We start from the raw sequence: 25,213 nt of genomic DNA on the forward strand, positions 1-25,213 counted from the left end.
AAACACTAAAAAAGTGTATATTGGTCTTGTAAAATTAAAAAAGTGATTTCTATTATTATTGCGTCGGCCAACGAACAACTACTTAATCAAGTATCTGTCAATATTAGAGAAACTATTGGAGTGCCTTATGAAATCCTAGCCTTCGAAAACAGTGATGGCAAAAAAGGGATTTGCGAAATCTACAATAAAGGAACCCAAAAAGCACAATACGAATTGCTATGCTTTATGCACGAAGATGTCCTCATCGAAACAACAGATTGGGGTAAGAAAGTTGTAGAGATCTTTGAAAAAACAACCGATATCGGGTTGCTAGGGGTCGCAGGAAGCACTTATAAATCGCTAACCCCTTCCAGCTGGTTTCCACCGTATGCATCTTTTGGGAACAATACCTGGAGGATCAATATTAAGCAGGTAAGTTCTGATCGTTTAGAAAAAGAAATACACGACTACTATAATCCATATCATGAAAAAATGAGTCGCGTTGCTTGTTTGGATGGAGTGTGGTTATGTACCAGAAAAAAAACTATTTTAAAATATCCATTTGATGAAAAAAGACTAAAACATTTCCATGGATACGATATCGATATATCGATGTCGATTAATCAACATCATTTCCTCTACGTAACCTTTGAGGTTTTAATGAAACATTTCTCCAAAGGAAATTTCAACCATATTTGGCTTAGAGAGACACTCAAAGTACACACTAAATGGTGTGGGAATCTACCGTTAAATATGGAGGAAAATGTTGGCTCCGAACTGATTTCAAGGGATATGCAAGCATTAAAAGACGATATCTTAATCAAGTTTCCCACCAATTCAAATCTACCTCCTTTTCTCATTTTTAAGCTCACCACCCGCCTGTTTCTGAAGGAAAAAATAAACTTTAGGACTTATAGACAAAGTCTTACTAGATTATTTAAAAGCAGAGGAAGCAAGCTGATTAGTTAGTACGAGAAAAAAGTTTGTAAAGTTTTTCGCGGACGCGCTCCGGTGTATATTCTTCAATTGCTTCCATCGAATGCATAGCAACCTCATTCCACAACACTTCATCGGTATAAATATCGATCACTTTTTTAGCGAAGTTATCCGCATCATCCGCAATTAAAACATTTTTCCCGTTTTCCAAATTCATACCCTCTGCTCCTATTGTTGTAGTTACTACGGGTAAACCGTATTCTAAACTCTGACCAATTTTCCCTTTCATTCCAGCTCCATACCGTAAGGGAGCAACAAAAACTCGATTAGTTATAAAAAAAGTTGAAACATCCGGCAAATAACCAGGCACATATACTCGATCAGATTGTAGCTCAACAACCTCCTCAGGAGGATAACTACCCAGTAAATTAAGTTTTATATCTGGATATCGTGTCCATATTAAGGGCATGATTTCGTTGACGAGCCATATCGCGGCATCGACATTCGGTTGATGACGATAACCTCCTATAAAACAAAGATCGCTTCTGTGTTCAAATTCCAAAAAATGAAACTGTTTAGGAACATGAATGTTAGGTATAACTTCAATTGTCTTAATCCCATTATCCTTTAAAATGGAGGCCTCGTTGGGAGTTACAACTAAAGTCAAATCGGCAGCCTTAGCTAACTCAATTTCCTTTTCTTTAATCAGCCTCACTTCCTTGGCCGCCTCCTCTTTATCCGTATTTTTTAGCTCCAATTCTCGTTCTAGTCGTAAAAAATGCAGATCGACTGTGTCATATATCCAGAAAATGTTTTGCCTCTCAAATAGATCTTGATAATACTCATTTAAAGATGGACGGCAAACCCAAGCTACATCAATCTTTCCAACAATGGATAAAAGTTTTTTTTTAAGTGACTGCTCGGGAAAAATTCTAGTTAAGACCCATACTCCCATGTTGGTTAATCGAGAATAATACGGTTCCGTTTTAGAATCAAATTCAGGCAAAAAAATAATACGATACTTTAGATCCAAGCAAATTTTTATTATTTCAAATATCCGCCTAGATCCTGAATCCTTGTCGTACAAAGGTAGTAGAGGTTCAATGAACAGAATAGTTTTCTGTGAAGACAGGAATTTATCAGCTATTTCCCTAAAGTTATCAACCAAATTAAACGTCGAAAAGACATTTTGCCACTTTTCTTTAAATGTCTTCGCATTTATTTCTTGAAATCTTTTAACATTACCTACTGTTTTAACCTTACCAGAACTTACCCCTTCATAATGAACGACCTCCGCTAATGGTTGATAATACACCCTCTTCTTCAAAATATAACGAATTGCAAAACATAGATCCGTATCCTCATAATACGCCGGAGCGTACTCTTCACTAAAACCACCTAATTGATTAAAATCCCTAAGAAGGAGCAATATACATGCTCCTGAACAGTAGTCGGTCTCCCGAAGATAGTTATATTTCAAATCGCTAACTGCTTCAAATTTCCCATAATTAGCGGGTTCGCCTTTATAGTTCACAATCCCTCCTGCTTCTTGTATAAGTCCATAGGGATAAACAAGCTTAGCTCCTACAAGACCTACATGTTCATTTAAATCAAAAGTTGCTAGCAATGCGCTCAACCATCCAGTCCGAACCTGTGTATCATTATTTAAAAAGCATATGTATTGGCCACTAGCATAAGAAGCTCCCCGATTGCTGGATTTTAAAAAGCCCAAATTCTCCTCATTTATAATAAGTTTGATATTTTCAATCAGCTTTAGTACCTCTAAAGAACTATCGGAAGAATAGTCATCTACCACAATCACTTCATAATCGACATTAGTAGTGTTCATTAAAACAGAAGCGAGACAATTATAAGTATACCTAATCTGATTATGAACACATATCACGATACTAACAACGGGGTGATCAAAAACAGGAAATTCTAGCGATTTAAATTCGTTTTTATAATTTAACAAATCGGTAAACTCCATTTTATCAATGCCTACCATACGCTTAATCTTTTTTGAAAAGCTTTTATTTCGATACACAGCATAAGGATTTTTGTTAAATCGAAAAAGCGTTATAAAAACAAAAAAAAGTCTTTTCAATACATGTTTCCAAAATTTCAAGCTATCGTATGGAGGACTTTCCCCGTTTTCTTTCCTAGAATAGTAACTACTTGCTATCTTGAGGCTAACTTTGTAATTCTCTCTATCTATCCAACGAGTAAACTTTTTTGAGCTCATAATGCCCTAATTTTATTATTAACAAAAAATGAAAGGGATTTTATTACCTATTCTTATAAATCGTTGTCAACAACGAACAATCTCAATTCCGCCTAGATCTTAACCCCCATATTTCAGAAATATGGGAGACCAAAATCTCTTTGTTTATCCCAATGATGACATCCAAAAGAAAGTTGATTCTCATAAGCTTAAATGTCAACACCGAAGCTTTCTGTAGCGAACAACAATGCCTTTTTATAATGCGGAGTTCAATTCTCGTTTTATAACGATCATCTCTACGGAAAAGAACACATCTTTATTAAATTGCTTTTATTTGCTAACGAGATATTCGCAAATTATTTTTTGTTTCTTTATACATATCTGATAAAATTTATTTATATTTCTTAAGCCCCCCTGTTAGCCACAACGTTATGAAATTGTAGATCAGTAGGTAATTGACTCCTTTTTGCTTCAAATCGGAATTTTGCATATAACACTTACCGTAACTGAAATATCTTTTCTCATCTGTTTTTTACTATTTCTAAGCAAAACGATGTCTAGGGAAGAATAAAATAAATAAAAATGCTTCTCTCACTAAATTGAGTAAACCTTTGAAGAAAAACCGCATTTAAGTGATGCCGATTAGACAATCTTGATTTCAATTGGTTCAATATATCTAAATAATCAATATTTCCTCTGTATTTTTCTCCAAACGGCACTTAACCACGCTTTGTAATACACATCCTTCGAAGTTAACGGGTGGGAAAATATTTTTTTTAAGTGAGGCATCAACTCGCTGCTAATTGTGTGTCGATTTTGCCAATATTCTCGAAAAAACTTTTTAAATCCTTTATAATAAGTATTTTTATCTATCATGTCTTCAATATACATGATATTTAGTATGCGCATATCTTCTAAATAACCCAAGCCCGATTGAATTGCCTTACCACTTACGTCTGCATCATGCTTTCTAAAGTAATTCATTAATCGGCCATTTATGGATACTTTTCCCTTTGCGGCCAATCGTATCCAAAACAGCTTATCTCCTGCAAATCGAAATTCCTGAAAGTCGTGCGAAATTTGATCGTAAATTTCTCGTCGCCATATCGCCATACTCGCATTAAAAATCGTATTTATGGAAATCATATGTTGGTTAATGAAGGTTATTCCGTCAACGATATCTGCTAGTTTAGGATAATTTGACCGCCACCTGATCTGATTGTTGCCATCAATGCAATATGATTGACAATAACTTATCGTACATTTTTCGTCTCCTTCGATACCATCGATTAGATATTGGAGCATATGATCATCACACCAATCATCGCTTTCCGCTATCCAAATGTATTGGCCCTTGGCATGCATAATGCCCTTATGCCATTGGTGAAAAGGGTTTCCCGAATTTTTTTGATTGTAAATAATCGTTTTTATTTTTCCATGTCCACGGTAATCTTCTATAATTTCTTTACTACCATCGGTTGATGCATCATCTAGAATAATCATTTCGAAATCTCGAAAAGTTTGGTTCAAAACGCTGTCAATACGCTTTCTCAGGTATTTCCCATGATTATAATTGGGAATGATGACAGATACTTTGGGCATACTTTTATATTTTCTTAATCACTTCATTCATATCAAAGGGAGCTGGTCTTCCTTCCGCTATGTATGCCCCTGCAATCATAGCCAAATCTTCTATCACCTTTAATTTCTTTTCAAAACTATGGGTTAGTTTCGCTTTTAAAATCTTCTTTAACACCTTAAAACGGATATAATTATCGCTGGGAATTTTCTTCCCAGAATAAATTGGATGCTCCGCAAAAATCTGCTTTATACTTACATCATAACAGATACGGGTACCGACCATTAGATTTTTAAGATAAGTTACGCTCGTCCGCTTTTTTGGTATAATATGACCAATTTTTAGGTTAGGAGCAATGCCTGCGGCTTCATTATTCAAGATAGTGCAAAGCACCAATTGAGTATCGTCTCCACTGGAAAGTGTCGTTCCAAACCTCCCTGTCAACGTTAACTGTCTACTTCCGATAAGCTCGACATACTTTTCAGCATGCCGCTTTTTTATGCACAGGCCTGTCCCAAAAGGATAGCAAGGCTGCCATCTTCTTTGACAAGCATAGGCAATAAACTTTTCATCACGTTTTTGGAATAACTCTTCTGCTATTGATTTGAACGACGTGTCAATATCATCAATAAAACGAACCTGTACCTTGCCCGGCCCCCAAGCACCGACATGGGGATATTGTTGTTCAAGAATGGTTAATTGCTCTAAATACGTATGCTCCGGCTCGTTATCATCATCAAAAAAAACAATGAAATGTCCTCGTGCATGTTTAATCCCTGCTACGCGTGCGTGAAGGAGCCCAGGTTGCTCTTCACGAATAATGTTGAAGTTTGTAATCCGTTTTGCATGTTCACTAACAATATCTAACTCCTCCAATCTTGGTGCGCTGTTGTTGTCTACTAAGATAACTTCATGTTCTGTTGCACCCTTCTTTAATTGACTTACTGCATTTAGACACCTAGAAAGCAATCGGCTGTCCGGGTTATAACTGCAAATAACAATAGAGTAATCTATATTCATATTTAATTTTATTCTTGATCATCCTTCTGAAAAAAGCATCATTAAATACCCGTTCAAATACCTCTTTCGTGTGATATAAAGGAAATTACATAGAAAGATTTTCATGTCACTATTATATCGTTGTATTAACGTCAAAAGCATCATCTAATATTGAATAAAGAACCCCGGTTTCATGGTTCCTTTTAAAATACCTAATTGCTTGACCATTTAACTCCCGATATAAATCCACATCATTCAAAACTGATGAAATATGTTGAACAAATTGCTCCGCATTATCGGCAATCAAACAGCCATTGTCGGCTTTGTTTATTAAGCCATCTGCTCCTCTAGGGGAGCAGACCACAGGAATGCCATTTGAAAGCGCTTCTAGGACCTTTACTTTTACTCCGGTACCACTTAACATCGGACACACCGATAATCTCGAACGAACATAATAATCATTTAAATCTTGCACAAACCTAAATTTTTGAATCTCTTTTAGATCTGGAACAAAATCAACAATTTTTCCGATTACACATATGGAAACTGAATCAGCTAGTTTTGGAAAAACCTCAGCGAAAAACCAATTCGCGGCTCTTATATTATGGTGACTATCTCCTGCTACGTATATTAAATCGAAAACTTTATCTGATTTTGATGAAGTATAATTGCCCGCTAATGTCATAGGGACATACCGTATCCGGCTTTTGCAAAACTGGCTGAACAAATATCTTTCCTCCACAGAAAGCGTCCAGATTTCATCAAATAGATCCAGTCTTCTCATCTCTTCTTTGAACATCTTTCCGATATCCCCTACATCTTGCTCCTGTGCTGTAAGAAAATCATGTGTATCGATGAACAATTTAGCTCCGTTAAACAGCTCTTTATTTTTTGCAAAATCAGCCCAATAGGCATAGCTTATAACGATGTAGTCATATTTATTGTCCTTTAATATCTCCTTTACTCGCTTTTTATTGTATGGATTTACAAAATTCGGAAGTTCTTTATGCTTAAAAATATCCCTATAGAGCCTATGAAACTTATATTTAGCCCAATAGTGAGGAGACAACCAGCTTTTTGGTTTTTTCTCTAATTTGAATACATGCTTAACAGAACTATTTTTTAACAGCTTATCGATCTCGTCGTGGGACAAGGTTCCTGTACTCCAAAAATCAGCACTATACACATAGTCAACCGAAAACTTTTTATACCTAAAATAATTGAGTAGGGTCCAAGCACGAGTAAGATTACCCGCATTACTTTTCATCAAGTTTTGAGGAAAAAAATACAGAACTTTCTTCATTTTCTATAGCTATCTAAGAACTCTCAATATAAGACCTACCATATCAGACAAATCACTAAAACCACGAAAAGTATTAGCTTAACAAGCTTGTACCGATTGAATTGAATAAAATGATTTTTTTTTCGGGTACCACTATAATTGAAGTGCCTAAACAAACCCGTCCAGAAACCTTGCGACAAGTTTTTGAACAAAACGCCGGAATCGTAATAGATTTTCATCGTTGCCGAGTAGTATATCATGGCTATAGATGGCTTTCTATAGCTACGCCGCAAATAGAAATAACTCGCAATCGCTTCTATTAAAACCACTCCCGGAATTGCAATACCTATTGTGTCCAGATATTCAGGAAAAAGCAATCCGCTAACCGCAAGCCCTATTAAAAGAAAAAACAGGCTTTCCGGGGTAGTAGGAAAATCATATCTTGTATATTGGGGATGGAGATGCATTAGAAATGCTGCGCCGTTCCCGTACCGGTAAGACCTTTTGAAGTTTGGTTCTCCATTGTTCCACCACGGATGCCATACTTGTGCCTCGGCCAATGTTTTCAGATTTTTAAAATTATTCCGCGCTCTGAATCGAAGAAAAAAATCAACATCTTCTCCTCCTCCCCCTTTTGGGTAAGCTTCATTAAAACGGATAGGTCCCAATGCCTCCCTTTTTATAGCAATATTAGCCGTTGCTCCCCAGGTATAAGAATCTTTAACAGAGGCTATACTGAAAATATCAGCGGACCCGCTGGCCATGGTTGCTTTGGTAAAAGCGGAATCTGCCGGAGGAAGGGTAACCAAGCCAATAAATCCGATTTCTTCCGGATTTCTATTGATCGCGTCCTGATATATGCATAGCAAGTTTGGTTCTATCTTAATATCGTCGTCAAGAAATAAAATCCAGTCTCCACTCCCGCTATCTATTCCTTTATTTCGGGTTAGGGACGCACCCAGGTTTTTTTCGTTTATGATCAAATAAACCTCGTTATCGTCTACAGCTTGCAGCAGTTCCTCATTTATCGAAATCGCAGGATTATCTACTATGATGTAAAATCGGACGGCAACACCTTCGGGCCGTATTAATTGGATAATCGGCAAAATATATTCTTTCTGTACCCTAAACGAAGGTACGATAACGTCTATGCTTTTCAACATGTATATTTTTCCAATAGTCGCCTTTAAACCGACAAATTGATTATCAAGCTGACTCTTTAAAAGCTATTTTAAGTTTAAGGTTACAAACCTAGACAAATTCCCCGGCATAGCCAATAAATCACATTGTGTATAAAGGGAATGCAATCGCTCCGGTGCCTCCAGAATGTTATTTTATATCAGAATAGATTACCGATATAGAATTAATTTACTAAGACAACTTATGCCAATTCAAACTGTTGGCCATGAGGAACAGGGTGTACCTCATGATACCCATTTTTGCACTGCTGTATATTCCTCTGTAATGTATTTCTCAACGAAAACCCATGCTTTTCTTCATTAGTACGGGCAGCCAGGCGGTGGGTTAAATGAAATTGCACCGCTTTTAATTTCAGCTTCTTTTTCATTACTCCGCTATTTACCAACCGTGCAGCCAGCTCTTCATCTTCGTGCCCCCATCCCTGCAGATCGTTATCATAGCCGTTTACCGTAATAAAATCAGCTTTCCAAAAGGCGAGATTAGACCCTCTAACGCTTTTCGAAGAATTTCTTTTCTTTGTAAAAAGCCAAGCCAAAAAAGGAATCCTAAAGGCGTTAAACCTGTTCTTAACACCCTTATTGAAACAAGAAAAATGAATCCGCTCTTCGTCAAAAACAGCAGGCAATAGTTCTTCCTTTATATGTGCACGGGTGCCCCTAACGAAGGTCCGCTTCTCCATCACGCTTAAATGATCCTTTATAAAGTGCTTGTCAAGGATTACATCTCCATCAATCTGAACGATGTAATCGCTTGATGCAACTTTAATGGCTTTGTTTAAGATGAGTGATTTTCTGAATCCCTCATCTTCATGCCATACATGATGTATAGAAATATTTTTAAGCTTCTTTTTAAAAGAATCGATTAAAATTTTGGTTTCTTTACGAGACCCGTCATCAGCAATGATGATCTCATTTGGCATGTAAGATTGCTTCCGAACGCTCTTTAAACAGAGGTTCAATGCCTGAGGCCAATTGTATGTTGAAATAATTAACGAAACGGATGGGTACATATTTTCTGTCTTACTTAACCAACAGTAAACACTAAACGGACATCAGCCAACTAATGCTACATTAAAAATATTACTGTGTATTAAGTCATTTATCATGCCATTTTTTATAGTGGGAATATTCAGTTTTATTTCAACTTTGCTCCGCTTCCGGTATTCCGTGAGTCAACCTGACTTTTTCCATCAAGGCTATTTCCCGATATCCGTTTTCAGCTTGCTTCCGCCCTTGTGCAATAGTCTTTTCAAAAAAAAGATGATTATCTTTTTCCTTTGCCCTCGAAGCTACTTCATGATAGATGTGATAACAAACAGCAGCAAGCTTCAAATGCTTTTTTCTTTTATTAATATTAATCAATCTTGCGGCCAATTCTATATCTTCATGCCCCCAGCCTTCTATTGTATTATCATAGCCATTCACCTGTATAAAGTCCGAACGCCAAAACGCCATATTACATCCTCGAATGTTTGGATTTGATGGGTCGGTTTTAATTAAAAAGGAGAAAAAAGGTAACCGTAAAGCGTTAAACCGATGTTTTATCCCCCGGCTAAATGGATGAAATGAAATTTGGCTGCTGTCCAGTATCTCCAAAGATTTATTCTTGCTGATTTGAGCTCTGCTTCCTTTTATAAAGTAGTCGTTTTGGGCCGCCTCTATATGATCTTTCACAAAGCAAGGATGAAGAATCACATCTCCGTCAATTTGAATAATGTAATTCCCTTCCGATTCAGCAATCGCTTTATTCAAAATGACTGTTCTCCTAAACCCTTTATCTTCATGCCAAATATGTTTTATCGGAATAGGAAACCTAGTCTTAAACATATCAATCAGCTCTTTCGTATGTACAGCAGACCCATCGTCCGCAATAATGACTTCATTCGGTAAAACCTTTTGCGCCAATACGCTTTTAAGCGACAAACTTAAAGCCTCCGGCCAATTGTATGTTGATATTATTAAGGATGTCGTCGGCTTTTTTTGCTCCATAATCTAAGTATAACGCTCTTGCTAAAGTACTAAACGAAAATGCTACCAAGTTGCTACACTGCTGTCAAAAGCTTTTATAAACGATAAATAATGCGATTAACACGCTTATTTTGCTATTGAGCAGGTTAACTCAACTATTACTTAAGCAAAACATTTACCTTCTCAAAATCCATATTACTGCACAAAAATCCTGCCATGATACATTCTATATTTTCACATTTTGTTCGGAAAGTTTAGTCTTCCTCAGCAAACCATTCGTCTTTCAAGTCGTCAATCTCTCTCCTATCTTTCTTAGTAGGGCGGCCAGTCCCCCGATCGCGTTTTAAAACCGGCGCATGGAACATCGATTTATAACCATATGTTTCTTCTACAGGCGTTAAATCTTCATAAAAAGTAACCGCCGTTTTTGCATCCACACGCTTATCTAACAAATCAAGCACTTTGACTACCTTTTTTTCAATACCTTTTTGAATGTGATAGGTTTCACCCACTTTTACGACATAGGAAGGCTTAATATTTTGACCGTTTAACTTCACCCGACCAGCTTTACAGGCCTCTGTTGCTAAACTTCGTGTTTTAAAAATGCGGATCGCCCATAAATATTTATCAATGCGGAGCTTCTCTAACTCTTTGGCCATAATTTACAAATGTACCCTTTTAAGGGGAAAGCTCAAAATGGAGCTTTTTCTTGTTACTTTTAAAAAGAACGTTTTTCTTCATCAACTTTTTCTTGGCAAAAAGTTGAACAAAACCCAAGGCTGTGCAGGCTACCTTGCAACTGATTGCAAAGCATCGCTGGCGCGTATTGGAGCCGTTTCACTTCCTCAATCCGCTTAGATACTGCCATATGAACAGACATGCAAATGCTTTGCGGCTCGTTGCCTCGGTATCCTCCAAGGCCCTTTTACCCACTCACAGGGCTATATTTAGGGCTGAAGATATAGTACGCTTGATTAAAAGTAAAAGTCCATCGTTCTACTAAAATGCCGCCTCCAAAATTTACATCATGCAGTGGGAGGCACTACCATTCCTATAAATTTTGCCTGCCTGCGGATTCACTACTTCATTATTTTCAAAGGTGTTCATGGACTCCCTACGGTCGTCTCTTTGCTTCTTTTCTTTCGCGGACCTTCCCCTTAGGGAAAGCTTGAATGCCTTAAAAACTAACTAGTGATGAAAAGTTGATTAAGAAAAACGTTCTTATAATATAAACACCCTGCATCTATATGTTAAAGCTTGTTTAGAAGCAAGGCATTTAAATTTAATACGCTAATCCCCCTACTCCTTATTAAAAGCGCTTTTTTTAAAAATAGCTCTAAATATAATCCAAACAAGACTACCTGAAAGCACACCTACTACCGCACCACCAAGAATATCAAACGGATAATGAACGCCATTGTAAATTCTGCTATAAGAAACCAGCAAAGCCCAGAACAATAAAATGATCTTCAACCAATTATATTTTGCAGGCAGTAAGAAGAAGAGAAACGTTACAAGCCCAAATGCGTTGGCACTGTGAGATGATACAAAACCATATTTACCACCTGGACCCGCTTCGCTTAAATGAACCAGGCCGGCTAAAGTTGGTTCATGAGAAGGTCGAAAACGTTTCACCAGATTTTTAAAAAGTCCGGAAGCAGTCTGATCACACAAAGTAATAGTTACCGTAATTGCGAGTAGAATATAAATGGTGAATTTCTTATAAATTCTAACTAAAAAAAACACTATCACAGCGTAAAACGGAATCCAGAACAATTTATCACTTGCCCAATACATTATCGTATCAAAGAAAGCATTGTGCTTTCCGTTGATTGCTAGGAATAATTCTGTGTCAAACTGTTTTAAATCTTCAAGCATTGATTTCATTTAATAAAGTTTTAGGTTAATGTCTGAAATGGTTTTTTTATTTCAATAACTGACTGCTATATTAACCTGACGTGACCATGGTATTCAGAATAGCCGTTAAACATTAAATCCTGATGAGATATTTGTACAATTTCAGGACTTTCTTTACTTTGCGTTTAATCAACATTTTATTTGATGCTCTACTTATTTCCCTGAAACAGTATTCCGAAGACAGTCCCGACAAAGATGCATATTCCTCACTGATAATCCTCAGAATTTCTTTATCAAAGGTGAGATCAAGGGTGAGTTTTCCGAAATTTTTAAGTCTTTTAGGTATCTTGATACGAGCATAAACGTTTATTCTATTCAAATCAACCATATAAAAACGATAGGCGCCATTTTCTTGTCTGATCAGAAAATTCCCAGCTGTATTATCAATAAACTGAATACCGTTTTCATGTAGAGCATAGATTAATGCAGTATATTCCTTAATAATCTCCGTTCGTCCGGGAAAATCTCTGTTAAAAAGAACGTCCGCCAAAGTAAAAGTATTTTCGAGGTGTTCACTTATATAATAACTTGAAGTTAAACCAATGAAATCATGATTTTCAATATAGGCTACAGGTTTAGGTGTGTAAAAATTTTTATCCAAAAGTAATTGTGCGTATTCAAAAGACCTTCTTGCTTTAGACTTTCGGTAAAATTTATAAACATGTCGGTTGATAATGTTATGCTGTTTGAAGGATTTAAAGTTGAATAGTAACCCGCTAATTTCAAAAATTTTAACAACGTTTCTATTTCCGTTACCAATGATTGTCCCGCTTGTTTTAAATTTTTTTAAAGTAAGGATAATTTCCTCGTTATACTGAGAAAAATCCTCTGCAAAAAACACCTTCATTTCACTTATTTCACCGTTTAATCTTTGTTCAAAGCGTTGTAGATTAACTGCATAATTTTTTCATTATCAATATGATTGGTATTAACTGCAAAACTCTTGCCGTTATATGGCGCATAGACGTCTTCATCACTTACAGAAAACAAGCCAATCGTAGGTATGCCTGAAGCACTTGCTAAATGCATTACCCCGCTATCAGCTGCAATGAAGAGTGCAACATTTGCAATAAAGCCTCCCATTTCACGAATATCCGTACTGTAAAAATGAGGAATCTTAAAATTTAGCTTCGATATATTTTCAACGGGTAACAACTCAATAATATTATAATTCGGAAAATTTCGCTGTAATATCTCATAAAATTTCGCCCACCACTCTTCAGGATAACATTTTTCACCCGTTGCGTTGGTAAAAAGACAAATAGTATCCCTGTGGTTGCGCGTTAAATTCTCCAATTTTTCTTTCCCCAAAGCAATTTCAGCTTGGTCTAATTTGAGATCGAGATTCGGAATGGTGGTGGAATTTTCGTTATAGCCTAACTTTGATAAATAGTCTCTTAGGTTATAAATTGAATTTTTAGCCAAGTGTCTATAATCGGAGTATTTAACTTGTATTTCTTCACTAAAGTCACCAAAAAACTTATAGCGTGAACGAGCAAACAGTGTTGATAGTCTACCTGATGAAGAACCCGCAGTTGAGTTGATCACAAGATCGTATTTTCTGGCTCTCAAAAGGGCCCAGCCTTTTAGGTATTTGAATAAATCGCTGAAAGGTTTTTTAGGAAGCTGAATTATTCTATCAATATTTTTATAGTTCTTAAAAATTGAAGGTGACACTCCGCCTTTCACAAAAAGGTCTACTTTACTATCCGGAAAAACATTGATAACTTCCTGAACGAGGGGTGTAATTATCAAAAGATTTCCTAACCGGTGATTAGGCCTCGTAATTAATATCTTTTTTATGACAACATCCTTTTTTTTATCTACTACAGCATGGGATTTCCCAATATCTTTGGTAAGATTTCTCATTACAGCTCTTCTAACAGCATTCGTTTTTTTCATTGTTGCCTGGTGTTACATCTATATTGATCGTATTGTAGTCTTCCCTAATTAGCTACACTCAAAATTAAAAAATCCGGTCAGAATTGCAGATAAACGCATTTAAAATTGGCAAATAAAGTTGAAGTAGGTATTATTGTCTCATCCTGCTTTCGATCTTTTAGTAATTAACCGATGATTTTTATTCCGGTTGACCTTGTGGCCAGGGAAATTCTCAAAATATTCGTGAAGAAAGGTTTTTGCCTGTGCATAAGGTAAAGATATCTGCTAAAAACCCTTCTTTAAACCTATTTTACCAACATAACAACACCTAAAAAGCGAAAAGCCAGGCATGATTTGTACGTTTTAAGGTTTAAGTTTTATGTTATGCTTGTGCTTGAGGTAAGTAGTCATCCAATCGCCTAAAGCCTCCTATCGCTATATCAATAAATTTTACTTTCTTTGTTAAACTTTTTTATTGAAATGACTGCAGAATTAAAAAAACTAATTGAAGAAGCCTGGGAAGAAAGGCACCTAATAGAATTTAAAGAATATAGAGAAGCGATTGAGACCACTATTCTTCACTTGGATGAGGGAACTTTGCGTGTTGCTGAAAAGGTTGCGGGAAGATGGCATATTAACGATTGGATTAAAAAGGCCGTTATTTTATACTTTCCCATCCGTCAAATGAACGAAATTCACGTGGGCCCCTTTGTTTTCCACGATAAAATGAAGTTGAAAACAAACTATAAAGAAGCGGGTGTTCGGGTAGTACCGCACGGTTTGGCCCGTTATGGCGCCTTTTTAGCAAAAGGAGTTATTATGATGCCTTCTTATGTTAACATTGGTGCTTACGTAGATGAGGGTACCATGGTTGATACTTGGGCTACTGTAGGATCTTGTGCACAGATTGGGAAAAATGTGCACTTAAGTGGTGGCGTCGGTATCGGCGGCGTGTTAGAGCCGGTACAAGCTGCACCGGTTATTATTGAAGACAATTGTTTCTTGGGCTCACGAGCCATTGTGGTAGAAGGTGTACGTGTGGAAGAGGAAGCCGTATTGGGTGCAAACGTCGTGCTGACCGCATCTACGAAAATTATTGATGTGACCGGCGAAATTCCGAAAGAGTATAAAGGCGTGGTACCTGCACGCTCAGTGGTAATTCCCGGATCTTATACAAAGAAATTCCCTGCAGGCGAATATCAAGTACCATGTGCGCTTATTATCGGACAACGCAAGGAGTCAACGGATAAGAAGACCTCTTTAAATAACGCCTTAAGAGATCATAACGTAGCAGTATAGCTAACGAATCTGCTGTTGATAAAATGAGAATAGGATATGACGCGAAGCGGGCTTTTCATAATAAAACGGGATTAGGCAACTATAGTCGATCTCTAATTGATGGCATGTGCCGTTTCTATTCTGAAAATCACTATTTCTTATTTAATAGTAAGCCTTCGGTTTTATACAAAGCTGAAGGCTTACATGTTCAGGAAGTGCTCCCTTCGAAAGGGCTTGCCAAAAAGTTTTCTTCTCTATGGCGTACATTTACGCTAAACTCGCTGGCACATCAATATAATCTGGACATTTATCATGGATTAAGCCACGAATTACCTTTTGGCTCTAAAAAAGGGAAAACCAAATGGGTTTTAACCGTGCACGATTTGATCTTTATCCGCTACCCTCATTATTTCAAACCCATCGATCGGAGCATCTATACCTATAAAATAAAAAAAGCATGCCGAAAGGCGGACAAGATCGTTGCGATTAGTGAACAAACGAAACGGGATTTGATGGAATTTCTAGGTATTGCAGCGCAAAAAATAGAAGTTGTGTACCAGAGCTGTCACCCGCAGTTTAGCCAAACAGTGGATGAGAAGGAAAAGCGAGCCGTACAAAAGAAATATCAGCTACCGACAACCTATTTATTACAAGTTGGCACGATCGAAACGCGAAAGAATCTATTACTCACGATCAGAGCTTTAGACCGTATTCCAACCAATATTCATCTTGTCGTCATCGGCAAAGAGACCGCTTATTTACAGCTTATTCAACACGAAATTGCAAAGAGAAACTTACAAAAACGGGTTCTTTTATTGCATTCTGTACCCTTTGACGATTTGCCGGCTATTTATCAAATGGCGCATATTTTTATTTATCCGTCGCGTTTCGAAGGTTTCGGGATACCTATAATTGAAGCCCTACATAGTGGGATACCTGTTATAGCAGCTAGGGGTTCTTGCCTAGAGGAAGCAGGGGGGCCAAATAGCCGATATGTTGATCCGGATGATGTAGAGGGAATGGGATCTGCCATAAATGATATTAATACGAATAACGTGTTAAGATCGACGATGATTAAGGAAGGCAACGAGTATGTACAACGTTTTAATCCAAAAAACCTTGCGGAAGATTTATTCAATTTATACAAGAGTATATGATGAACAATGATATTAACCAAGCACTTCAAGTATTAAAATCCGGTGGCGTTATCCTCTACCCTACCGATACCATTTGGGGCATTGGCTGCGATGCCACCAACCCGGAGGCGGTGGATAAGGTTTATCAGCTAAAGGGACGCTCGAAAGATAAAAGCTTGATCATTTTACTTGATAATGAGCATAAACTAGCCAGCTATGTTCAGGAAATCCCTGACGTGGCTTATCAATTAATTGAATACACTGAAAAACCCTTAACCATTATCTATGATGGCGCGAAAAATCTTGCCACAAACTTGGTGGCTGAAGATGGCAGTATTGGAATCCGAATTGCGAAACATCGCTTTTGCGAACAACTGATCCAACGTTTCCGGAAGCCCATTGTTTCTACCTCTGCGAACATCAGTGGCGAACCATCCCCTAAAAATTTCCTAGAAATAAGTGATGAAATAAAGAATGGCGTCGATTATATTGTTGAGTTTGAACAGGATGACCTAACCCCGAAGCAAGCGTCAACGATTATGAAGTTGGATGCTAGCGGTGCATTTAGCTTTATAAGACGTTAGCAACTAGCTTTTAGCTGTAAGCTGACAGGCTAAAAGCTAATACCTAATGACTAAACCTAAAGGCTAATAGCTAATTTTTCGTATTTTTGCCCCACTGATGAAAGAGTACTTGCAACTTCCTGTTTTTGAAACGCTGAGCAATTTGGCCAACCAATACAATACAGAAATTTATGTAATTGGCGGATACGTGCGCGATCGATTGATGAAAAGACCCTTCAAAAATGACATTGACATCCTGGTTATCGGAAGTGGTATCGAATTTGCCGAAAAGGTGGGCAAGCACCTAAATACCAAAGTGTCCGTTTTTAAAAATTTTGGAACAGCCATGTTGCGCTATGATCAGATCGATATTGAATTTGTGGGTGCAAGGAAAGAATCTTATCGTAGAGACTCACGCAAACCGATTGTGGAAAATGGATCCTTGGAAGACGACCAAAAGAGACGCGACTTTACGGTTAATGCAATGGCCTTAAGCCTGAACAAACAAAATTTTGGCGAATTGTTAGATCCTTTTAACGGCGTGAAGGATATTCAGATCAGAACCATTCGCACACCTTTGGAACCGGAGGCTACTTTTTCTGACGATCCGCTACGGATGATGCGGGCTATACGTTTTGCCAGTCAGCTACAATTTAAAATCAGTTCTCCAACCTTTAATGCGATTAAATCGCAGCGCGAGCGTATCAAGATCATATCGAAGGAGCGTATTACCGATGAGCTCAATAAAATCATCTGCTCGAAAAAACCGAGTATTGGCTTTAATTATCTTTTCGACACCGGTCTGCTGGAACTCATTTTCCCCCTTATGACCCAGCTTTATGGCGTTGAAATTATTGACGGCAAAGGACATAAAGATAATTTTTATCATACATTGGAGGTCTTGGATAACATCGCCGAAGTGACGGACGACTTATGGTTGCGATGGGCCGCGATTCTGCATGATATTGCAAAACCTGCCACTAAGCGTTTCGACAAAAAACAGGGATGGACATTCCATGGCCATGAAGATCGAGGGGCTCGAATGGTTCCGAAAATATTTGCTGATCTGAAGCTTCCTCTTAATGACAGAATGAAGTTTGTGCAAAAATTAGTGCTACTCCACCTTCGTCCCATTGTACTGGCAAAAGATGTCGTAACGGATTCTGCGGTAAGACGTTTACTTTTTGAAGCAGGGGACGACATTGACAGTTTAATGAAGCTCTGCCATGCGGATGTAACAACCAAAAATGAATACAAACGCAAAAAGTATCGAGACAATTTTGAGCTGGTAAAACAACGTATTAAAGATGTGGAGGAACGTGATCAGATACGAAACTGGCAACCACCGGTGAGTGGCGAGGATATTATGAGATCGTTCAACCTTCGTCCGGGGCCGGAAGTAGGTATTATAAAAAAGGCAATTCGCGAAGCAATCTTGGAAGGCGACATAAAAAATAACCGGGAAGAGGCACTTGCCTATATGGAAAAGAAAGGAAAGGAACTCGGCCTTATCATACAGTCGTCATAATATGGGACTGCGACTCCTTTGTGCTCCAAAAAATGGCCTTTTCTCCTGGAGCCATCAGCAAGGTTTTCACTTTTTCACTCTCCCTACGAGAGGCAAGTTTTTTAATTATTGATGTTTTGTTTGTTTTTTTAAGGCATCAATGAGCCCTTCGGGGTTTTTACTTTTTACTTTTGAATTTTTACTTTTTTAGTGATATTAGCATTTTAAAACAAAAACAGGATTTTCTGTCATGGCTATTTATAGGTTTCGAGTTACTTTTGAAGATTACGACGATATTATCCGCGAAATTGATGTGCTCTCAACGCATACCTTTTTAGATTTGCATCATGCAATTCATCAATCCACGGGATATAACCCGGAAGTCTCCTCTTCTTTTTACATTAGTAACGATCAGTGGATGAAAGGTGAAGAGATTGCCTACTTGCCAAGTAAACGCAAGGAAGAGCGCGGAATAGCGCTAATGGAAAATTCCAAATTGAATAAATTTATTGACGATCCGCATCAAAAGTTTTACTATACTTACAACTTTGACAGGCCCTTTGATTTCCACGTTCAATTGATTAAAATATTAAAGGAAGAAAACGGAAAAACGTATCCACTCACGGTAAAAACAGTTGGCTTAGCTCCGAAACCATTTGGTGCCGCTGTTATTCCTACTGAAGCTTCGGCTTTGAAAAAAGAGGACAAAGAAGATTACGACTTCCTCAACGAAACCGAATACGGAATTGATGAAGCCGAGGATATGGATCTAGATCTGATGGACGACGAAGAAACCCAAGACGGCTCCGAAGAAAAAGATGATTTTTCCGGCGAATTTTCAGACAACGAGAATTACGAGGACGACTACTAATTAGCTAGTTTTCAAATTAGCTAATTAGCCAATATTTTCACAACTCTTCATTGGCTAATTTTCAAATTAGCTCATTGGCTAATTAAAAATATTATCAAGACACTCATCACCATAGTAGGTCCTACGGCAATCGGTAAAACGGCTTTAGCTATTGAAGTAGCAAAAGCATACGACACCGCTATTATTTCTGCCGACTCAAGACAATTTTATCGTGAAATGGCGATTGGGACAGCAAAACCGAGTAAAATGGAACTTCAGGCTGCTCCTCATTTTTTTATTGATTCGCTTAGTATATTGGATGATTATAGCGCAGGGGATTTCGAACGGGAGGCCTTGGCCAAATTGGATGACTTATTCAGCTATAAAAATGTAGTGGTGATGGTGGGAGGAAGTGGATTGTTTATAAATGCCGTATGTGAGGGACTAGATGAACTTCCTCGCCCACTACCGGGGATTCGCGAAAGTTTAAACGAACAATATAAAGAGAGGGGTCTGACATTCATACAGGAAGAATTGAAACGTAAGGATCCGGATTATTATCAAGAGGTTGATATACATAATCCTCAGCGTATTATACGTGCACTAGAGGTGTACGAAAGCACTGGTAAACCTTTTTCTTTTTTTAGAAGAGACAAATCTAATCCAAGACCTTTTCAGATATTAAAGATTGGGCTCAACACGGAAAGGAGCGTCCTATACAATTGTATTAATAAGCGCGTAGACCTGATGATGCAACAAGGCTTACTGGAAGAAGTAAAAATGCTTATCCCGTATAAAAAACGGCCTCCACTACTTACGGTAGGTTATGCAGAGCTCTTTGATTATTTAGATGATAAGTATACGTTAGAGGCGGCTGTCGATAAAATAAAACAACATACACGCCAATTTGCTAAACGGCAGATCACCTGGTTCAAAAAAGATAACAACACACATTGGTTTGAACCAAGCCAATCAACTGAAATTATTAGTTTCCTTACAGATACACTTAAATAAGTTAAAGTTAATACGATTAGCAACGCAGACGCTTGCTGTATCTTTTGAGTTTTTACGTTTGGATTTTGACTTCAGTGCACTTATCAATTTAAGCCATTTTTTTATTACATTTTTGTTGCACAAAAAAAATAAAAATTTTACATTTGAAACACTTTGTAAAAGTAACAGCTAACACATTATAAACTTAGAACTTTCAAGGGAGCGCATTCTGCTGCTCCCTTGAAAGTATAAAAAATCAATCCGGTACACTTTCTTAAGCTTCCGATTTCAATTGTTGTTTTTCCGAATTAAAGGGTAAGGTCAGTTTTTTGTACGTACAGATACGCATCAAAAAATTTGCAATTACTACAAACCTTTATTACTTTCGTTTGTAATTATTATGCAAGCATAATAAAAACGATAAACCAATTGAAGAACACCTATTTAAACTTTACATTATGAAGAAGATGATTTTAATGGCAAGCATACTTGCCGGTTCGTTTTTCTACTCTGCAAAAGCTCAAGATGATTACAACAAAGGTTTCTATATCAAAGCTGGCGGCGCCTACTTCTTAAAAGTAACCCCTGTTGAATTTCCTGCCATCGGTGGTCAACCGGCAAGAGATAGAGTGTTTAATATCATTCCAGGGAATCCACCAACGCAACAAACGGTATCGGAAAGTACTATTACAGGCTCTTTCGGCGAAGGCTGGCGGGTCGGCTTAACTCCCGGGTATCGCTTTAGTCGAATATTAGGTGTTGAAGTGGGGCTGAATTATTACAACAGTCGTTCACAAGATATGATGCGTCAAAGAGGCAGCCTAGGCGGCAATGAAGTACTAAATTTGCATAATAGCGGCAAGGTCAAGGCATTTGATGTTGCGCCAGCATTAGTAGCTAATATTCCCACTAATAGCAGTGTAAAACCTTACATGAAGGCGGGCGTAATTATTCCTATAGGTGGACATCTTGAAATTACTACGACAGCAAACGACCAAACAGGAAGCGTGGCAGAAAGCATGCATATGACATCCGGTTTACCTCCTAATGCAATAATGACCTTACATAATGTAAAACGGGTTGACCGGATCAAAGCAAATCCTACAGTAGGCTTTCAGAGCGCCGTCGGCTTTGACTGGATGTTGAACGACCGCATCAGTATATATGCTGAACTTGAATATCGGAACATTTCGGTAGGAGGTAAAAAGAAAGAATTACATGAATTAAGCGGCGAATACAATGTTGTTATGAGCGGGCAACCGTTAACAAGCGGTACGCTTAGCAAAGACGCCGCCAGTGAAAGTAGTAAATTAGTAAACTATCATAAAACCATCACAGCAGGCGACAATGTTGCCGGATGGGAGGGATTTGACTCTAATAAACCGGCCGATGAACTGCGTTCTTACATCAATATTGGCGGCTTAGGTGTCAATTTAGGAATTAAGATACCTTTTGGCAATTGACGGCCTTTAGCCCCTCTTTAACCCCATTAGCTAATTAGCCAATTAACTAATTAGCTAATTCATTTTCGTTTTTTCTTATAACTTATCTCGACCTTCGCCGTTCCCGACTGAATGATTCCCAATCGACGAGCTGCTTTTTTCGATAAATCGATAATCCTTCCCGAAACGAACGGTCCTCTATCGTTAATCCGTACTTTTACAGTTCGCCCGTTGTCTAGGTTTTTTACTTTAACTTTTGTACCAAAAGGCAGCGTCTTATGGGCTGCGGTCAACTTATATTGTCTGAATTTCTCACCACTGGCCGTGCGTCTCCCCTTAAATTTGTCAGCGTAGTAAGAAGCGCCTCCTCGTTCGTGCAAGCGTGGAGTACATGACGCCAGTAAAAATAAACAGGCACTGAAAATCAGTGCCTGCTTAACTATATCACAAAAATATCTCATTATTCGCTATCTATTGCCGATTGTGGCCAACTATCCTTCTTCTTTCCCCACTTCTTGTTCGGCTTCTCTCCCATTATAAACTCAATTTCCCCGCCATTTATTATATCAGCATGTGTAAAATAAGTCTTATCGTATTTTTTACCATTAAATCTTACTTCCTGCACATATATATTTCTCTTACTGTTGTTAATAGCTTTAAAACGCAATTCTTTGCCTCCTCCCGGCCTAAAAATCACCTCATCGGCAACTGGGCTGCCTATTACATATTCACTGCTAGCAGGGTTGGCTGGATAAATACCGGCAATGCTCCATACAGCCCAAGCACTCATTTGCCCGCAGTCTTCATTTCCTGCGTAACCGTCCGGTTGATCGTGATACATCGAGTCGACAATCTGCCGCACCCGTTCTTGCGTCTTCCAAGGCTCTCCCAAGAAGCTATACATGTATGCTATATGATGACTGGGTTCATTACCATGGGCATACTGACCAATCATACCACTCACATCCGGTGATGTATTTCCTCCCGTTAATTCCGATTTAACCGAAAACAGCGAATCTAATTTTTGACTTAATTTACTATGGCTGCCATATAAATTAGCCAAGCCGCGCACATCGTGCGGAACAAAGAACGAGTGTTGCCAAGCATTTCCTTCTACATACTGCGCTTTCACTTCATCGTGCTCTGACAAGTAAGGATCAAAAGGAACCACAAATTTACCATTGCTGTTTTTGGCTCGCATAAAGCCTGTATTTTTATCAAAAATATGCTGATAAGCTTGGGCCCGCTTGCTGAACTTCCGGTAGTCTTCTTCCTTTCCAAGTTTCTTCGCCACCTGGGCAATACACCAATCATCATAACCGTATTCTAACGTTACGCTTGCACTGTGTCCCATTTTATCCTGTGGCATATATCCATACTTAATATATTCAGGTACACCCCGGCCCGTTTGAAAGGCAGAGGCTAGCATCGCTTTGTATGCTTTTTCTTTATCAATGCCGGGCCAATCTTTTAATATGGCATCCGCAATGACGGGTATAGCATGATATCCCGTCATGGTATTCGTTTCCCAGGTACTTAAATCCCAAACCGGTAATAAGCCGTTTTCATCATAGAAAGCAAGCATACTATTAAGCAGGGCCGTATACTTCTCAGGTTGGGTAATAGTAAATAGCGGATTAAGTGCTCTGAATGTGTCCCACAACGAATAAACGGTATACCTTTGATTGTTATTTGTCATTTTTAGTACGTTGCCACTTGCATTTTTATAGGCTCCGTCAGCATCCGAAAATAAAGAGGGAGCTATACAGGTATGATAAAGTGCAGTATAAAATACACGCTTTAACTTTTCATCAGAAGAAGAAACCTGCACTTTTTGTAGCTCGTGTTCCCATTTATCGGCAGCTTCATTTTTTACGCGCGCAAAGTTCCAATCGCCTATCTCGCCGAGAGCCTGGAGTGCCTTGTTCTCGTCCGTCATAGACAGGGCTACCTTGATTTCAATATTCTTTTGCTGCTCATCAAATACTAATTGAGCACTGATTCCTTTTCCTTTTTCTTCGGTTTTGGCCGCTTTAATTTGTGCCGACTGCACGCCGTGACCCGCTAAGATAGCCTCCTTAAATGGTTGAGAAGTTCTTAGCGCAAAATATACACGTTGTACCTTAGCCCAGCCGGTAGAATAACGGTAACCAACCAATGTGGAATCATCCAAAACCTTCACATAGGTTTCAGTGGGTGAATCCCAATTGAGGTGAAATCCCAAATCCAGTCGCAAAACAGGAATACTCTGATTCGGGAACTGATAACGATGATATCCTACCCTCTCTGTAGCTGTCAATGCTGCCTTTATCTTATTATCAAGTTCAACTTCGTAATACCCGGGCGAAGCTTTTTCGTTACGATGGTTGAAGGTCGCCCTGATGTCTGCAGTTTCATCTTTTAAGGGGTATAGTAAAGGCATTACTGATATATCTAACCAATCGCCAATACCTGTTCCACTTAAATGTGTGTGACTAAAACCCGCAATGTGATTCTCGCTATAGTGATAGCCGCTACACCAATCCCAACCTGCCTGGCCGTTGTCCGGACTCAATTGTACCATGCCAAATGGAACAGTTGCTCCGGGAAAAGTGTGGCCATGTCCCCCTGTGCCAATAAAAGGATCGACATAATCAACTAATTTTCTCTCTTGTGCACTTACAAGCAAAGGTAAACTCAATAATGCACTACATACGAACCGAGAAATATTCTTATTCATTTTAAAGTATTTATGTTAGCCTGATGTTAAGATGGCTAAAATAAAGAATATATTTCAAAAGAGCAGTACTAAAACGATTTAATGGCTTATGGCCTTACAAGTGGCCAATAACAAGGCAATGCACAATACTATATGTTCGACCAGTTAAATGTAGTGTTTTCCGAGATCATAACTATCCCATACAATTATTTGTTGGACTGCTCAATCGTCTGGAGCTTACGATATACTTTCCGTTACTTTTCTAACGGAACAAACTTCATAGAGATGGAGTTGACACAATGTCTGGTATTTTTTGTTGTAAATCCTTCTCCTAAAAACACATGCCCAAGATGCCCGCCACAATTAGCACACACAATCTCCGTTCGCATGCCATCCGGATCAGGAATCCGTTTAACGGCACCTTTTATCTCATCATCAAAACTCGGCCACCCACAATGCGATTCAAATTTATCTTCAGAGCGATAAAGGGGTGCATTGCATTTGCGGCAAACATACACGCCTTTAGCCTTATTGTCTAGTAAAGCACCTGTAAAAGGTCTTTCTGTACCTTTTTGTTCTATGACCCAAGCTTCTTCTGCACTTAATTTATTATAATTACCGGCCGACTTAATAGTCGTATCTATTTGCTCTTTTGATTCCATTTGTACTTTTTTTTGAGTTGATTTATTTTCGCGCGACGCGTTTTGTGCACAGGCTTGAAAAAACAAACCTAAACACAGCAATAAAACACTAATGTTCCTCATATTGTTCAGCTATTAATA

The 25,213-nt window shown here is 38.3% G+C and carries 22 protein-coding genes; 8 read left to right on the forward strand and 14 right to left on the reverse strand.

What is annotated here, in order from left to right; genetic code table 11:
* The first annotated feature begins 42 nt into the window (after window positions 1–42).
* Window positions 43–948, forward strand: coding sequence for a glycosyltransferase (locus M1D52_RS18890; protein WP_013665714.1), 906 nt, complete (start codon window positions 43–45; stop codon window positions 946–948).
* On the opposite strand, the gene M1D52_RS18895 is transcribed toward M1D52_RS18890, so the two are convergent.
* The 11 genes from M1D52_RS18895 to M1D52_RS18945 form a co-directional block, all read right to left on the reverse strand.
* A complete protein-coding gene (locus M1D52_RS18895; RefSeq protein WP_437393286.1) occupies window positions 941–3,160 on the reverse strand; it encodes a glycosyltransferase in 2,220 nt (739 codons plus the stop codon). The two genes, M1D52_RS18890 and M1D52_RS18895, sit on opposite strands and share 8 nt — an antisense overlap.
* Window positions 3,161–3,823: 663 nt before the next feature.
* Window positions 3,824–4,741, reverse strand: coding sequence for a glycosyltransferase family 2 protein (locus M1D52_RS18900; protein ID WP_437393285.1), 918 nt, complete (start codon window positions 4,739–4,741; stop codon window positions 3,824–3,826).
* Between the two features lie 4 nt (window positions 4,742–4,745).
* Complete coding sequence (locus tag M1D52_RS18905; RefSeq protein WP_437393284.1) at window positions 4,746–5,738, reverse strand: glycosyltransferase; 993 nt, start codon at window positions 5,736–5,738, stop codon at window positions 4,746–4,748.
* A gap of 112 nt (window positions 5,739–5,850) precedes the next feature.
* Window positions 5,851–7,020 (reverse strand): glycosyltransferase, encoded by a 1,170-nt coding sequence (locus M1D52_RS18910; protein WP_437393283.1) that lies wholly within the window; start codon window positions 7,018–7,020, stop codon window positions 5,851–5,853.
* Between the two features lie 35 nt (window positions 7,021–7,055).
* Window positions 7,056–8,162 (reverse strand): glycosyltransferase family 2 protein, encoded by a 1,107-nt coding sequence (locus tag M1D52_RS18915; RefSeq protein WP_437393281.1) that lies wholly within the window; start codon window positions 8,160–8,162, stop codon window positions 7,056–7,058.
* Between the two features lie 218 nt (window positions 8,163–8,380).
* The gene (locus M1D52_RS18920; protein ID WP_437393280.1) at window positions 8,381–9,208 is read right to left on the reverse strand and encodes a glycosyltransferase family 2 protein; all 828 of its coding nucleotides are present in this window, start codon (window positions 9,206–9,208) and stop codon (window positions 8,381–8,383) included.
* Window positions 9,209–9,338: 130 nt separating this feature from the next.
* Window positions 9,339–10,187, reverse strand: coding sequence for a glycosyltransferase family 2 protein (locus tag M1D52_RS18925; protein WP_437393279.1), 849 nt, complete (start codon window positions 10,185–10,187; stop codon window positions 9,339–9,341).
* Window positions 10,188–10,420: 233 nt separating this feature from the next.
* Window positions 10,421–10,825, reverse strand: a complete 405-nt coding sequence (locus M1D52_RS18930) for an RNA-binding S4 domain-containing protein (RefSeq protein WP_013665707.1) — start codon at window positions 10,823–10,825, stop codon at window positions 10,421–10,423.
* Between the two features lie 640 nt (window positions 10,826–11,465).
* The gene (locus M1D52_RS18935; protein ID WP_437393278.1) at window positions 11,466–12,053 is read right to left on the reverse strand and encodes a phosphatase PAP2 family protein; all 588 of its coding nucleotides are present in this window, start codon (window positions 12,051–12,053) and stop codon (window positions 11,466–11,468) included.
* Window positions 12,054–12,156: 103 nt separating this feature from the next.
* Window positions 12,157–12,930, reverse strand: a complete 774-nt coding sequence (locus M1D52_RS18940) for a lipopolysaccharide kinase InaA family protein (RefSeq protein ID WP_437393277.1) — start codon at window positions 12,928–12,930, stop codon at window positions 12,157–12,159.
* Window positions 12,931–12,947: 17 nt separating this feature from the next.
* Window positions 12,948–13,985: a glycosyltransferase family 9 protein gene (locus tag M1D52_RS18945; protein ID WP_013665704.1), complete on the reverse strand. Its 1,038-nt coding sequence runs from the start codon at window positions 13,983–13,985 to the stop codon at window positions 12,948–12,950.
* Window positions 13,986–14,444: 459 nt separating this feature from the next.
* On the opposite strand from M1D52_RS18945, the gene M1D52_RS18950 reads away from it, so the two are divergent.
* The 7 genes from M1D52_RS18950 (at window position 14,445) to M1D52_RS18980 (ending at window position 21,754) form a co-directional block, all read left to right on the forward strand.
* Window positions 14,445–15,263, forward strand: coding sequence for a 2,3,4,5-tetrahydropyridine-2,6-dicarboxylate N-succinyltransferase (locus M1D52_RS18950; protein WP_013665703.1), 819 nt, complete (start codon window positions 14,445–14,447; stop codon window positions 15,261–15,263).
* Between the two features lie 23 nt (window positions 15,264–15,286).
* A complete protein-coding gene (locus tag M1D52_RS18955; RefSeq protein WP_437393276.1) occupies window positions 15,287–16,399 on the forward strand; it encodes a glycosyltransferase family 4 protein in 1,113 nt (370 codons plus the stop codon).
* Window positions 16,396–16,962: an L-threonylcarbamoyladenylate synthase gene (locus M1D52_RS18960; protein WP_437393275.1), complete on the forward strand. Its 567-nt coding sequence runs from the start codon at window positions 16,396–16,398 to the stop codon at window positions 16,960–16,962. The genes M1D52_RS18955 and M1D52_RS18960 overlap by 4 nt, the downstream gene beginning before the upstream one ends.
* 97 nt (window positions 16,963–17,059) lie before the next feature.
* A complete protein-coding gene (locus M1D52_RS18965; protein ID WP_130856909.1) occupies window positions 17,060–18,469 on the forward strand; it encodes a CCA tRNA nucleotidyltransferase in 1,410 nt (469 codons plus the stop codon).
* Window positions 18,470–18,698: 229 nt separating this feature from the next.
* Window positions 18,699–19,319: an IS1096 element passenger TnpR family protein gene (locus M1D52_RS18970; RefSeq protein ID WP_013665699.1), complete on the forward strand. Its 621-nt coding sequence runs from the start codon at window positions 18,699–18,701 to the stop codon at window positions 19,317–19,319.
* Window positions 19,320–19,469: 150 nt separating this feature from the next.
* The gene (gene miaA / locus M1D52_RS18975) at window positions 19,470–20,312 is read left to right on the forward strand and encodes a tRNA (adenosine(37)-N6)-dimethylallyltransferase MiaA (protein WP_457941739.1); all 843 of its coding nucleotides are present in this window, start codon (window positions 19,470–19,472) and stop codon (window positions 20,310–20,312) included.
* A gap of 437 nt (window positions 20,313–20,749) precedes the next feature.
* Entirely contained in the window at window positions 20,750–21,754 is a 1,005-nt protein-coding gene (locus M1D52_RS18980; RefSeq protein WP_437393274.1) for an outer membrane beta-barrel protein, read from the forward strand.
* Window positions 21,755–21,813: 59 nt separating this feature from the next.
* Here the strand turns inward: M1D52_RS18980 and M1D52_RS18985 are convergent, their stop codons facing one another.
* The 3 genes from M1D52_RS18985 to M1D52_RS18995 all read right to left on the reverse strand — a co-directional run bounded on the left by M1D52_RS18985 (window position 21,814) and on the right by M1D52_RS18995 (window position 25,093).
* Window positions 21,814–22,194, reverse strand: a complete 381-nt coding sequence (locus tag M1D52_RS18985; RefSeq protein WP_130856903.1) for a septal ring lytic transglycosylase RlpA family protein — start codon at window positions 22,192–22,194, stop codon at window positions 21,814–21,816.
* Window positions 22,194–24,452, reverse strand: a complete 2,259-nt coding sequence (locus M1D52_RS18990; RefSeq protein WP_437393273.1) for a GH92 family glycosyl hydrolase — start codon at window positions 24,450–24,452, stop codon at window positions 22,194–22,196. The genes M1D52_RS18985 and M1D52_RS18990 overlap by 1 nt, the downstream gene beginning before the upstream one ends.
* Before the next feature lie 233 nt (window positions 24,453–24,685).
* Window positions 24,686–25,093, reverse strand: coding sequence for a methionine-R-sulfoxide reductase (locus M1D52_RS18995; RefSeq protein WP_198140337.1), 408 nt, complete (start codon window positions 25,091–25,093; stop codon window positions 24,686–24,688).
* Between the last annotated feature and the right edge of the window lie 120 nt (window positions 25,094–25,213).

The organism is Olivibacter sp. SA151, assembly GCF_054130995.1.